Genomic DNA, 13,500 nt, shown 5'->3' on the forward strand with positions numbered 1-13,500 from the left:
TCAGTTATTGGAGAGATCCAACACGTATTCCCAGCAACCGTATTCTTCTTTTATCTCGTAAAAAAGGATTCATCAGATACCAGGCAACATGAAAGAGCACGTTATGGCTATCACTTGCTGCGATGAGGCTGTACTGTTTGGTATGAGTTTCAAAATCTTCATAGCGAAGACGGAGCATTACTTTTTTAAAGCGCATAAAACCTTCTGATCTTAGGTCTATAATGACTTGTCTGGCAAGCTGAGCAAGCGTGTACTGTAAAAGGGTTATTATTTTTGTATCCTGATGAAAGGTTCGTTCTCTGCCGACACTTCGAGCAAGGTATTCATCGACAAGAGGACGGTTATCAATGCCCTGTGCAGCTTCAGAAAGGTAATGAGCTGCTGCTAACCCAACAACGTTTCTAAGGTTTTCCGTAGAGATACTTGCTAGTTCTCCTATGGTGAAGATCCCTATATTCTGTAAGAGCTGTTCTGTTTTTTCTCCGATTCCGGGAAGTTTCCTCAGCTCAAGGGGATGTAAGAAAGAAGAAACTTGTGAATAGGTTATCATGGTTAAACCATTTGGCTTGTGATAATCTGACGCAATCTTAGCAAGAAGTTTATTTGGTGCTATACCTATCGAACACGTTAAGTGTTCTTTTTCATGGATTTCCTGTTGGATACGCTGCGCAAGGAGACGTGCACTTTCAAATTCTCCACAAAAACAAGCATCTGTATAGGCTTCGTCGATACTTGCCTGTTCCATCACTGGACAAAAATGTTTGACAATCTCCATAATTCTTCCCGAGACTCGAGTATACTTATCAAAACAAGGCTGGTAGAACACGCCTTGTGGACAGAGCTGATATGCTTTGCTAATGGGCATTGCTGATCTGATGCCGAGCTTTCGTGCTTCCATAGAACAGGTACTTACTACTCCTCTTCCTCTTCCATGCTCTGGATCCGCTCCAATAATAACAGGTTTTCCCTTCCATTCAGGATGATCACGTATTTCAATAGCAGCAAAGAAGCAATCCATGTCAAGGTGTAGAATTATCCGTTGAGTCATATCCCTCTGAAGCTTGCTTTCCTATATAAGTTCCTTGGAGAGAGCTGTCGTGTGGGAAGTGAGATACAAGAACCTGCAAAATTCGTATTTTTTCCTCTGGTTTACTTAACAAACAAACGTAAGAGACGGACTACTGGCCAAAGCAGTATGCGGACAAGGAATTTGAGTAACCAAAAACGACTAATAACTCTGGCAATAGGTGGGCTTACCCTAGAGTACGTACTGACAAAAAGTCTTCCTAATGCAGAGGGAAGAAGCAGAGTATCACGAAATGCCCTTAAGATGTTGATTTCTTCTGCAAGTGCTGTTCCGTAAGCAGCAGTAGCAATAAAACAGCGATCATCCTCTTTCATAACCTTGGGAGAGGTTTTGTAACAATGCTCGCAGTAATGCATGGTTCGATCATACGAAGGATGAACAACTTTGGCATGTTCTGGGCAGACATATCTTCGACAAACATCGCAAAACGTGGACGTAAGATAGCCACAGACACAACAACTTCCGTTTTTAAAGAGAATGGCACCCATGTTGCTGACGAAAAGATTTATATATTTAAATATTTCTACTAAGACATTCTGGGTCCATGATCTAGTCCGGCTATGATGTCACCTTGACGTTTGTTGCTCTCGTAAGAGAGGATCAATTGAAATGGTGAATGTCCCCGGTTCAAATCCGGGTGGACCCATTTTCAGCATTTTTCAAAAGAGGTGGTTCATTATTCGACGGTTACGGCACCAAAAAATTATCTTTACGCTTCTCTTTATATTGCTGCTTATTCTAGTCTTTTTAGTTATCCATCCCTACCTTGGCACGATTCTAGCAGCAATGATATTGAGTTATACCTTTTATCCCGTCTACAAAAGGTTATTAGGCTTGGTGCGTTACCAATGGCTTGCATCATTGCTTACCTGTGTACTGATTCTGGTTATCATTGTGTTACCGGTTATTTTTTTACTCAGTTCCCTGTTCACTGAGGTCTTGAATTCTTATCATTTTGTTGTTAGTACCGCGAATCAACTGAATGTATCTTCTTCAAGCTTTGCGCAGTTTGTACAGGAAGAAACTGGCTATGTGTTAAATATTCAGGACATCGCTGAAAAAGGGCTCCAGACGGCCCTTACTGCACTTCGCGCTCTTTTTGTTACCTTGCCAAAACGGATGTTCCATGTATTTATCATGTTCTTTCTGATGTATTATCTGTTTAAGGATGGCGATAAACTTGTAGGCTACCTCAAGCGAGCTCTTTCGATGAAAGAGAAACATCATCTTGAGATTATGAAACAGATCGATGATGTGGTGTATGCCGTTGTCTATGGCTATGTAATAACTTCTCTTATCCAAGGGATTCTTGGTGGACTTGGTTTCTTTATCTTTGGCATAACCTCTCCTTTATTATGGGGTATGGTCATGGCGCTCTTTGCCTTTATTCCTTTCCTGGGTACCTGGCTGATCTGGCTTCCGGCAAGTCTCTTTCTGATCCTTCAAGGGATTCTCACGCCTGAGGTGAATAGTATCTTTTATGGCATTGGGCTCTTCCTCTATGGATTATTTGTGGTAAGTGCCATTGATAATATTGTTCGCCCTATTATTATTGGTAACAGAACAAAGATTCATCCTGCAATTATTTTTATTGGTGTCCTTGGTGGTTTGGCCATGTTTGGTTTTATTGGTATTGTTGTTGGCCCATTACTGTTAGCACTCCTGCGAACATTTATTGATATCTACCACAGAGATGTATCCTAAGCATCAACGAGAAAGGTGAGAAATAACATGAAACTTCGAGTAACTGATTTAGATATTCGCACCGGAGGACCACTTATTGCCTTGATGCACAAAGAAGATGCTCATTTTCTTGATCTCTTTCCCATGGATCGTGTGAGAATTAGGAAAGGAAAACATGAGGCCATTGCTATCATCGACATTGCAGAATCAAGTAAGCTTATTCAGCCTGGTCGTCTTGGCCTTTTTGAGGAACTCCTTGAGATTTTGCATGCACGAGATGACCAACTCGTAAAGATTCACTTAGAAGCAAAGCCTCGTTCAATCCAGTATATCAAGAAGAAGCTCAATGGGTATCACTTGAGTTATTATGAGCTTAATGCTATTGTCAAAGACATTGTTGATAATAAACTCAGCGATATTGAGCAGACCTACTTCATCAGTAGCTGTTATACGCATGGGCTTAGCACAAAAGAAACCTTGAATTTAACCAGAGCTATTGTTCATAATGGTGATCGCTTTACTACGTCGGTATATCCTGTTCTTGATAAGCATTCGATTGGTGGTGTTGCCGGTAATAGAACAACTATGATTGTTGTTCCTATTGTTGCATCAACAGGGCTCTGTATGCCTAAAACAAGTTCACGTTGTATTACTAGCCCCGCAGGAACGGCTGATACCATGGAGGTACTTGCTCCAGTGGAATTCACCATTCCTGCAATGAGGAAGATTGTCCAGAAAGTGAATGCTTGTATTATTTGGGGAGGTGCTGTTAATCTTGCACCCGCAGATGATAAACTCATCAAGGTTGAACATCCGCTTGAAATTGATGCTCGGGGTAATTTATTGGCGAGTATTATGGCCAAAAAAAGATCTGTTTCAAGTAGTCATGTTTTGATTGATATTCCTATTGGCAAAGGAGCAAAAATTGCAACACGAGAAGGAGCAGAGCATCTCAAGGTTGATTTTATTGCTATCGGAGAACGACTGGGCATCACGGTTCGGGTTATTATTACTGATGGCTCACAGCCGATTGGTAATGGATTGGGTCCTTCACTCGAAGCACGGGATGTCCTGTATATCCTCATGAATCATGAACGAGCCCCTCAGGACCTAAAAAAGAAATCAATTATGATGGCAGGTATCTTATTGGAAATGGGTGGCAAAGCCAAAAAAGGCGAGGGACATAAGCTTGCAAAAGAGATCCTTGAAAGCGGCATGGCATGGCAAAAGATGAAAGAGATCATCAAAGCACAGGGAGGAAACTGCTTTGATCCAGAAAAAATTCCTTTGGGAAGGTATACCAAACAGGTACGAGCAACACGCCATGGAAAGGTAAAACATATTGATAATCGTACCTTTGCAAAGATAGCCCGCCTTGCCGGTGCTCCTCTAGACAAAGAGGCTGGAGTATATCTCCAAAAGAAAAAAGGCGATGAGGTAGCACAAGGATCAGTACTCTTTACGATTTATGCAGCGAGCAAGCCAAAGCTAGCTTATGCCTATCAGGCGTGTCGTGCTTTTGATGGAATTTCGTACTAACGAAAGAAAAGGTTTATTAATGCTCGGATACCACCCTAGGGAATGGAGCGAGATATGATTGTTGTACTGGACTTTGGTGGCCAGTACTGTCACTTAATTGCCAGGCGCATACGCCAACTTGGTGTCTATGCCATTGTTATGCCCTGTGAGACTTCTGCTCAAAACATACGTGAAGCTGGCAAGGTACGAGGGATTATTTTTTCAGGCGGACCATCCAGCATCTATGATCCTCACGCACCGCGCTGTGATCCAAAGCTCTTTGATCTTCATCTTCCTATTCTTGGGCTTTGCTATGGTCATCAGTTAATGGCTTCACTTTGTGGAGGAACTGTCGTGAAAGGAACGCATAGAGAATATGGCCGAGCAGAACTTACTCTTGCTGGAGAATCTAAGCTCTTTGCTTCTGTTCCCTCTCCGACGTTGGTTTGGATGAATCATGGTGATACAGTTACCAAAGCTCCTCCTCTGTTTTCTGTTCTTGGGTCAACAGAAGATTGTCCTGTTGCTGCTATGGGAGACTTAGAGCATCACTGGTATGGACTCCAGTTTCATCCTGAAGTAACGCACACTGAACATGGCATGCAGATGCTGACGCATTTTGTCTTTGCTATTTGTCATGCCAAAAAATCTTGGGATATGGCTCATATTCTTGATGAAAAACTTCAGGAAATCCGTGCACAGGTCGGGAATAAAAACATCTTTTTGCTCGTTAGCGGAGGAATTGATAGTACGGTTTGCTTTGCTCTGCTTAACAAAGCCCTTGAACCAACGCATGTCTATGGTCTCCATATCGATAATGGTTTACTACGAAAAGACGAATGCGCCTTGGTTAAGGCATCATTTTACGAGCATGGGTTTACCAATTTTCATGTTGTTGATGCTTCCCACACGTTTCTTGAACGCTTACGTAACGTCTATGACCCAGAAGACAAGCGTGCTATTATCGGAGAGACCTTTATTGCTGTTTATCAACAAGAACTTGCTAAGCTCCATCTGAATGTTGAGGACTGGCTTTTGGGTCAAGGGACTATTTATCCTGACACCATTGAAACAAAGGGCTCGGCACAGGCAGATCTCATTAAAACACATCATAATCGAGTTGCACTTGTCAGAGAAATGATCAAAAAAGGGCATGTTATTGAGCCGTTAAAAGAGCTTTACAAGGATGAAGTACGAGAGTTAGGATTGCAACTTGGTTTGCCGGATAAACTCGTGTATCGTCATCCTTTCCCAGGTCCAGGATTAGCGGTTCGCTGCCTCTGTGCACGTGCTTCTGATACTATTGTTAATGCACCAGAGGTAACACAACGAATAAACAAACTCAGCATGCCTTTTGGACTTAAAGCAGTTATATTGCCTCTTCGTTCAGTAGGAATCCAGGGAGATGCACGCTCCTATAAACATCCGGTTGCCCTTGTTGGTAAATTTCCTGGTTGGGATATTCTTGAACAACTCTCGACGCAAATGACGAATAGCGTACCAGAAATCAACCGAGTCGTTTATACCGTGCATTGGTCATGCTCATCCTCATTACTGGACCATCCGACTATTAAACAAAGTGATCTCTCTCACGAACGTATAAAACTGTTACAGGACATTGACGAAGTGACTATGCAACATCTCCATGATAACGGTCTCTATGATAAGATCTGGCAGATGCCCACGGTTTTAATTCCTCTAAGCTTTGCAGGAAAAGAATGCGTCGTGCTTAGACCTGTTGAATCACGAGAGGCAATGACCGCGCGCTTTTATCATATGGATTGGAAGATACTTATGCCTCTTGCAGAACGCTTGTTGCAACAATACCCCCTTGATGTTCTCTTTTATGATGTAACCAATAAACCGCCGGGAACAATTGAGTGGGAATAATCCTTAGGTGAAGATTATGCAATTCAGAACCTATACCCTAGATCCATTTCAGGAAGAAGCAATCCATGCTATTGGGCAAAATGCCTCTGTCCTTGTTTCAGCTCCTACGGGAAGTGGAAAAACCCTTATTGCAGATTATATTATTGACAAGGACATTAAAGAAGGCAAACGTGTTATCTACACCGCGCCGATTAAGGCGCTCTCTAATCAGAAGTATAAGGATTTTACACATCAGTATGGTTCAGATACCATTGGCTTGATTACCGGAGACATCGTTATCCAACCCAGAGCACAAGTTCTTATTATGACCACTGAAATTTATCGCAACATGGCCATTGCAAAAGATCCGCTTCTTGAGGATGTGTCTTATTGTATCATGGATGAAATTCATTTTATCAGTGATGAAGAGCGAGGATATATCTGGGAAGAATCTATTATTTTTAGCCCTCCTCATATTAGGTTTTTATTTTTGTCTGCAACTATCCCCAATGCAAAAGAATTCGCAGGATGGGTAAAAAAAATCAAAGCACATGATGTTGCTATTATCCAGCACACTGATCGTCCTGTTCCTCTGCAGGTGTTGTTTTACGATGCTACCTTCGGCTTAACGAGTTTGGCAAAGATCCATCAGCAGCGAGAGCTGGATAAAGTGCCTGTCTATTACAATCCGTATCACCGTAAGTCATTTCAGAAGCAGTTTGTTCCACGGCCTTCCTTTACTGAAGTTGTTGGAGCACTGGCTAAAGAACAGAAGTTGCCCTGCATCTACTTTGTTTTTTCACGTGCAAAGACCCAAGAGTATGCCAAGAAACTTGCCTCAGGCCAGATACTCTTTCCTCATCATCCAAAACTTCATCAACGCATTGGTCAACTCTTTCAGCAGATTAGTCCTGAAGTTGTCACCTTACCCTCAACAAAGCTCCTTCGACAGTGTCTCGGTAAGGGTATTGGTTTTCATCATGCAGGGCTCTTGCCGGATGTTAAAGAGATTGTTGAGGTGCTTTTTGGTGAGGGATTGCTCCAGGTGTTGTTTGCTACAGAAACCTTTGCTGTTGGAGTAAATATGCCTGCACGGAGCGTGTGTTTTGACGGGCTTCGCAAGTATACTGGAAAGGGTTTTCGCTACCTCACCTCTAAAGAGTTCTTTCAGATTGCGGGTCGAGCAGGACGACGTGGTATGGATCGTGTTGGATATGCCATTGCACTTGTTGATCGGAAAACCGATGATTTAGGAAGGATAAAGGTGTTTACCACAGCAGATACCTTACCCTTACGTTCACAGTTTAAGCTCTCCTACAATACGGTTCTCAATATGGTTCATCGTCATAGTGTTCAAGAGATTGAACAACTCCTTATGATGAATCTCTATACCTATCAACAGCTCAAAGAAAAACATCGTAATGCCTTTGTCTTACGTTCCATTAAAGCACGGTATACACGCATTGTCAAAACCCTTATGCAGATGGGATATATTCATGAGGGAGAGCTTACTGCATTGGGCATGTTTACCATACAGATTTATTCCAATGAACTGGAGATTTCCCAGCTCTTTGGAACAGCATCCTTTTCCTTAGATGAATACACCATTCTGTTACTGCTTGCATGTCTTGTGTATGAACCGAAACGTGATACACGATTCTTTCATACAGTTCCTTCAAGAAAAATTACGACATTACAGCAGCACCTCTCCCATCATCCGTATCTTAAGAAAGGAAAATGGTGGCATCAAATGGAACAGCTCACCGCTTTGATCCAGCCCTGCTATGAACACAAAAAATTTATTGAACTTCTCCAGAACACGACCATGCCCGAGGGCGATATCATACGGTTATTCATGCAACTTCTTGATAAATTAGAGCAGATTGATCGTGCCTCACAGGATGAAACGCTTATTGCAAAAGTCCGCAATGCAAAATACCTCATCCGCTCTTGTTTAGAAGGAATCCATGTGTTCTAAACGTATTCATCCGAGAGTAGTTATCTGGTAAAGGTTTATATACTCTCAAATTTTCCACGAAAATAAATTGGAGGAATTACTATGATTGAATCATTACTGAATACACGAGCCAAAACTGGCATTGCAACCCTTGCTGTAACTCTTCTTACTACAGGCTGTGCAGGACATGTCCGAACTCATGCTCCCCAATCAATAACCTTAGGACCAGGAGTATACGTCGTTACTTCTGATGGAATTGAACAAACTAACTCCGGTAATATAGCTGAACCCGGATATCATATAAGAGATCTTACCCCTGATGCTGAGATAGAGACATACTTGGCGAAAGAGGGATATCTCCCGAGTAATGGATACCTCCGGAGCACTCAAGGGATTGGGCAAGTTGATTCTGTTAATGTAACTGAACCAGGCGGATATCTTACTGGAGATCGTATTACTCCTGCTGAGGATCTGCTATCTGCTGATAACCTTTCTCCTGCTGGTATGATAGCCTATGGTCTTGTTTCAGGAGCTGCTATTGAAAATGCAAATAATCCATATGAAGTAGCACAAAGAACAGCGTTTGCGCAGGAAACGTTTTTGTATACTTTAGATATACTTATGGATACGTGGAGTGATAGGGAAAGTGCTAAGCCGTTTGATATTGCTGTTAGTGCCTTGATTTTAGGCCAAGGCTTTAATGAAGTTTGTGATCGGATTTATGGAGACGCTGATGGGGGATTTGAACCGTCAGATTATGCCCATGTTATTGACACCTTTGGTGGATACAGTGGTCAAGGTCCTGGTCCTGATAACCCTGGTTTATGGATGCTTAGAGCCTATGGAGATACTGCTTTGAGAGATCTTAGTGACCGGCAGGAAGGTTATTGCTCTCCTTCTAATGTCGTAATGGACATACTAGAAGTGGCAGGCTTATATTATGAAGCTTTTGCAGAATTCCGAGGTTGTGATCCTCCTACTCCTGAGTAAGAGCGTATGTCTGGAAAAGATTTCTTGACGTCTCAGCTATAAGGGAGAGGTAGGAAAGCTTTGTTGTTCGGTAATCTTGTACACTAATCCTTGTCTGCACTGTCGATCAGTTATTGGTAGAGGACTTCGGTGAATCTCATTGGGAAACCTGCCCTGTACAAAGTATCGAATGCTTCCTGTCCGGTTTGTTGGCGCTTCTTGGTATTCTCCTCTCGCATACCATCCTTGACGGACCAATACGCCACCATCACGTTCGCTTACCGTAAAGGGGATAATTGCTTCAAATATGCCTCCCATTGGTGCTCGTATAACAACATAGTCAGCATTGCTTATCGCATTTGGATCTCGTACCTGTTCTAGGGGTAAAGTCCCAATATTAAGATGAGATTGATAAAAACGGAGAATAACTTCTTCTGGCGTCATAATATTTGAGAAATCAGGCTATGTTATATAAATCTTAGCGATTTTAATCTCTTTGACAGAATAACAGATTCTACGAACACCTTATTGTTACTGAATAGTAACGAAACATTTATAAATCATGGATATATTACACTGTCCATGAGGCATCAAATCTGTGTGACCTTAGATGAGGAAACCCACGTAAAGATAAGAGAAAGAATGCGTAGTGTCAAGTATCGAAGTAAGAGTCATCTCATAGAATGTGCAGTAGTCCATTTCTTGGAAAAAGGTGAGGATAATGCTTGATACCCTTGTTGATACTCCCCTGTTAAGTACAGTGATCTTACCCTTAGATCAACGGTTATCTCACGAATTGCTTGAGAATGCCGTTCGAAGCTCGTCAGCTGTCTTAGTTGAGAGTCAAGGGCTTTTACCTCTTGGAGATACGGGTACTTCTGAACCTGTTGAGGGTATTCCTCTGAGACTCTTTGAAGAAGCGGATCGAACTCATGTTCCTCTTTTATTTCTACGAGAGGGACATGAAGCAGGATATAGAAGAAAGATGGATATGCTTAAAGCAAGAGGCGCTGTTGAACTTGGTGCTTTACCTTCACAAGCGTTTACCGTTCGCTACGGGTTACAGCGAATTGTGGATCAGGCATCAGCTATGCATGGACTTCGAACTCCTCAAGCTGCACATGCTATTCGAGAAGATGCTGCACGAGTCTTTGCACGTCCTGATTTTTCGAGACAAAATGCATATCAACGGTTTATGATGAGTTCTATACTTCAGGAGCTTGCAGATGAACTCACGACAACAGAAGGTCCTCTGGTTATTGATTGTGGTCATATTGACTCACCAAAATTCACTCCAACGAATGCAGATCGCATGATCTTCTTAGAAGGTATCGCTCTCTTTTATTATTTGAAGGATAGGGGACATGATGTCCGACTCGGTATTCTGGTTAATGAAACCTATGCCATTAATAAATTAGGGCTTCCAGAAGCCAGAAAAGTATTTGATACACTTCAAGAACAACGCAAGCAAACAGGATCACATCATATTATTGATGAAACCTACAGAGTCTTTTTGGATCAAGCAGGAATCAATCCTCAAGATGATGTGTTATGCAGCTTTGAGGGGCATTACATGCACAATGGCAGGCAACGACTTGCTCGTCATCGGAATGGCAAATCTACCTTCATGACTGATCTTGTGGAAGAGCCAGAGGGTATCTTTTCATTAGAGGGAACAGGAGATGATGCGCTAAAACGACCACTGTATTATGCAAGCGGCGCTCCGAATTGTCACCTTGTGTCAGGCATCCACAATGAATGGTACGCACGTAAAGGCATACAAACCGTTGTGTATTTGCGTGATATAACGCAAAGCAATCGAAGAGGAGATCCTGTTGAATGTGGCATTCGTGGAGGAGCGCAAACAGCTGTCAGAACATTAGGTGTTACTATTACTGCGTATTTTGTACCCTATGTGCCTGATCCGATACGTCAGGTAACAGCCTTACCCACGCAAAAACTGACCTAAGCACTCTTTTGACCTTTTTCATTGCTCTTGCTTATTCCAAATGATCCCACATGAACTGATAGATTTTTCTAAATCCTTCTGCAATGTCCTTGCTTTTGATGACAAACACGGTTGGTTCTTCTTTCAGCTTGCCAAACTCTTCTCCTGAATAGATAACGACGTAATCTCCAAAGAATTCCAAGGTCAGCTTGCTACAGTACTCCTCAGGAAGAAACTTGAACACATTGTCCTTGAATTTCAGTGGATCTTTAATGCTCTGCTGCATCCCCTCATCAAAGATGTGGTGATAGGATATCTTTGCCTTTTCTCGCTCACGATCAAACGTTAGGCGAAAGTACTTCAGCCGTGGATCAAACCACATACCCTTTGCGCCGATACAATAATAGGGCTTTTTCTCCTTTAAAATATCAAACATGTAGTTCTTATAGGCCTCAACACCCCGGTAGAAATATGCCTCTTCTTCCTGATTATTGGTTTCAAATTTCTGTACGAGTTGGGGAAGGATAGTTTCAACCTCCTCTTGTTTCTCTTTCAATAGTTCAATGAGCCGTCGTGGATGAATTCCTTTGTAGCATTTCTGGTGTTTGATGAATACCTGGGTCGCAAGGCCCTTTTCACACAACCGTTCCATAGCATCATAGACATTACTTCGGTTGATCTTTGTTTTAACTGAAAGTGTATTTACCGAAGCTTCATCGAGCTCAATCAATGCCTCATAGATTCTGGCTTCATTGAGGCTTAATCCAATCTCCATCAATGTTTTCTCATGCATAGAAGAACAAAATAAAAGCTACTATTTAAACTTTTCGTGGTATTTACCACGAATCAATTATTTATAGTGGTTTAGCTTTCTTCACTTAACGGTGACTATGAGCGTTCTTACACACTCTCGATAACATGAAACCAAACAACCAATCCATCAGGATCTTTGTCACTGGAGGAACCTTTGACAAGGAGTACAATGAACTCAATGGAGAACTCTTTTTTAGAGATACACATCTTCCTGAGGTCTTGAAGAAAGGGAGGTGTAATCTTCCTGTTACCATCAGAACATTAATGATGATTGACAGCCTTCATATGACTGAAGCAGATCGTATTCTTATTGCTGATCAGTGCGCAAAAGCGTCCGAAAACTATATTCTCCTCACCCATGGAACTGATACCATGGTTGAAACTGCAGCGGCTATTGCACAGAGAATAAAGGATAAAACCATTGTTTTGACCGGTGCTATGATCCCCTACCACTTTGGAAGTTCTGATGGCCTCTTCAATATGGGAAGCGCCTTAGCGTTTGTCCAATCACTCCCTCCAGGGGTGTATGTTGCTATGAATGGACAATGCTTTTCTTGGAATGCTGTTCGAAAGAACAAGGAAACAGGTGTCTTTGAGGGATGGTAATGGTGCATGCAGAGAATGATACCCTGAAAGAAGGATTACATGTTATTACCACTGGTGGAACACTTGACTTTACGCTTAGTCAACGGTTTGAGGTAGAGACAGGTCAATTTGATAGTTTGGTTCCTCGAAAGCATTCAATTGTCCCTCATTTCTTAACAAAAAGAGTAAAGGTTCCATCGGATAGTATTGAGTATTCTCGGATATGTCTTAAAGATAGTCGTGAGATTACTGATGAGGATAGGAGCCATCTTCGTGATGCTATTGTGCAAAGCCCTTATCGAAGTGTGCTCGTAACGCATGGGATTGCTGATATGGAAACGACAGTAGCCTATCTACGTGAGAACCCGCTAGAGGGAAAGGTTGTTGGTGTTGTTGGTTCTCGTATGCCTCTTGAATGGTATCGATCAGATGCAGGATTCAATATTGGGTATGCCATTGGACAGTTACAGGGAGTAGAAAATGGTGTCCACATGTTCCACCCAACTCATATCCGTGATCGTGTTCAGCGATCATTAGATAATCTTGTCTTTCTTATAACCGGTGGCACGATTGATTCTTTTTTTGATGAACGGAAAGACACCCCAAGACCCTTTTCGTATTCAGCAATTCCCAGCTATCTCACTGGAAGCATTGGTGTTGAACCTCCTGAACCAGATTTTGTCTTTAAACAGATCTGTATGAAAGACAGTAGAGAACTCGATGAAGTTGAAGTACGTGAACTTTTAGATTCCTCAAGTCGAAGTGCACACAAGTCTCAGATTATTACTGCAGGAACATATGCCCTTCCTGATCTTGCAAATCGCTTTGATCACCTGCTTACGAGAGGCGAAATGCCTCAATCTCGGTATGTTTTTGTTGGTGCAATGTTTCCTGAAGATGTTTATTTGAATGATGGGTGGTTTAATCTCGGCTATGCGCTTGGAAAGATGGATCATATCGATAAAGGAGCACATGTTGCCATGCATGGCTGGGTAACTCGTCCAGATAATGTGATGAAGCAACTTGCCAACGCACGGTTCGCCTTGTACAACCCCCAGAGGGTATACTAGT

13 protein-coding genes and 1 tRNA gene are annotated in these 13,500 nt (G+C 42.2%); 10 read left to right on the forward strand and 4 right to left on the reverse strand.

All coding sequences use genetic code 11. The features are described 5' to 3' along the window. Nucleotides 1–4: 4 nt before the first annotated feature. Complete coding sequence (dinB, locus tag HYW21_00690) at nt 5–1,048, reverse strand: DNA polymerase IV (protein MBI2547845.1); 1,044 nt, start codon at nt 1,046–1,048, stop codon at nt 5–7. Between the two features lie 101 nt (nt 1,049–1,149). Then, a complete protein-coding gene (locus tag HYW21_00695; GenBank protein MBI2547846.1) occupies nt 1,150–1,575 on the reverse strand; it encodes a hypothetical protein in 426 nt (141 codons plus the stop codon). Nucleotides 1,576–1,625: 50 nt separating this feature from the next. On the opposite strand from HYW21_00695, the gene HYW21_00700 reads away from it, so the two are divergent. The 6 genes from HYW21_00700 to HYW21_00725 all read left to right on the forward strand — a co-directional run bounded on the left by HYW21_00700 (nt 1,626) and on the right by HYW21_00725 (nt 9,104). Beyond that, nucleotides 1,626–1,733 (forward strand) — tRNA-Val (locus HYW21_00700). Between the two features lie 80 nt (nt 1,734–1,813). Continuing rightward, nucleotides 1,814–2,791 (forward strand): AI-2E family transporter, encoded by a 978-nt coding sequence (locus tag HYW21_00705; protein ID MBI2547847.1) that lies wholly within the window; start codon nt 1,814–1,816, stop codon nt 2,789–2,791. A 27-nt stretch (nt 2,792–2,818) separates the two neighbouring features. Next, nucleotides 2,819–4,309 carry an AMP phosphorylase gene (locus tag HYW21_00710; GenBank protein MBI2547848.1) on the forward strand — a complete coding sequence of 497 codons (1,491 nt, stop codon included), beginning with the start codon at nt 2,819–2,821 and terminating at the stop codon, nt 4,307–4,309. A gap of 42 nt (nt 4,310–4,351) precedes the next feature. Then, nucleotides 4,352–6,178 carry a glutamine-hydrolyzing GMP synthase gene (gene guaA / locus HYW21_00715; GenBank protein MBI2547849.1) on the forward strand — a complete coding sequence of 609 codons (1,827 nt, stop codon included), beginning with the start codon at nt 4,352–4,354 and terminating at the stop codon, nt 6,176–6,178. Between the two features lie 16 nt (nt 6,179–6,194). Further along, entirely contained in the window at nt 6,195–8,135 is a 1,941-nt protein-coding gene (locus HYW21_00720) for a DEAD/DEAH box helicase (protein MBI2547850.1), read from the forward strand. A gap of 81 nt (nt 8,136–8,216) precedes the next feature. Then, complete coding sequence (locus HYW21_00725) at nt 8,217–9,104, forward strand: hypothetical protein (protein ID MBI2547851.1); 888 nt, start codon at nt 8,217–8,219, stop codon at nt 9,102–9,104. Nucleotides 9,105–9,140: 36 nt separating this feature from the next. Here HYW21_00725 and HYW21_00730 read toward each other — a convergent pair whose 3' ends face one another. After that, a complete protein-coding gene (locus HYW21_00730; protein ID MBI2547852.1) occupies nt 9,141–9,527 on the reverse strand; it encodes a hypothetical protein in 387 nt (128 codons plus the stop codon). 138 nt (nt 9,528–9,665) lie between these two features. Here HYW21_00730 and HYW21_00735 point away from each other — a divergent pair, with 138 nt between their 5' ends. Together HYW21_00735 and HYW21_00740 are read left to right on the forward strand one after the other, a co-directional pair. After that, nucleotides 9,666–9,812 carry a hypothetical protein gene (locus tag HYW21_00735; protein MBI2547853.1) on the forward strand — a complete coding sequence of 49 codons (147 nt, stop codon included), beginning with the start codon at nt 9,666–9,668 and terminating at the stop codon, nt 9,810–9,812. Continuing rightward, nucleotides 9,805–11,052: a hypothetical protein gene (locus tag HYW21_00740; protein ID MBI2547854.1), complete on the forward strand. Its 1,248-nt coding sequence runs from the start codon at nt 9,805–9,807 to the stop codon at nt 11,050–11,052. Before HYW21_00735 ends, HYW21_00740 begins: the two co-directional genes overlap by 8 nt. 31 nt (nt 11,053–11,083) lie before the next feature. On the opposite strand, the gene HYW21_00745 is transcribed toward HYW21_00740, so the two are convergent. Next, complete coding sequence (locus HYW21_00745) at nt 11,084–11,824, reverse strand: hypothetical protein (protein MBI2547855.1); 741 nt, start codon at nt 11,822–11,824, stop codon at nt 11,084–11,086. Between the two features lie 125 nt (nt 11,825–11,949). Between HYW21_00745 and HYW21_00750 the strand changes: the two genes are divergently transcribed. Continuing rightward, nucleotides 11,950–12,450, forward strand: a complete 501-nt coding sequence (locus tag HYW21_00750) for an asparaginase (protein MBI2547856.1) — start codon at nt 11,950–11,952, stop codon at nt 12,448–12,450. After that, entirely contained in the window at nt 12,444–13,499 is a 1,056-nt protein-coding gene (locus HYW21_00755; protein ID MBI2547857.1) for an asparaginase, read from the forward strand. Before HYW21_00750 ends, HYW21_00755 begins: the two co-directional genes overlap by 7 nt. Nucleotide 13,500 lies beyond the last annotated feature (1 nt).

The organism is Candidatus Woesearchaeota archaeon (assembly GCA_016187565.1).
Classification (GTDB): domain Archaea; phylum Nanobdellota; class Nanobdellia; order Woesearchaeales; family JACPJR01; genus JACPJR01.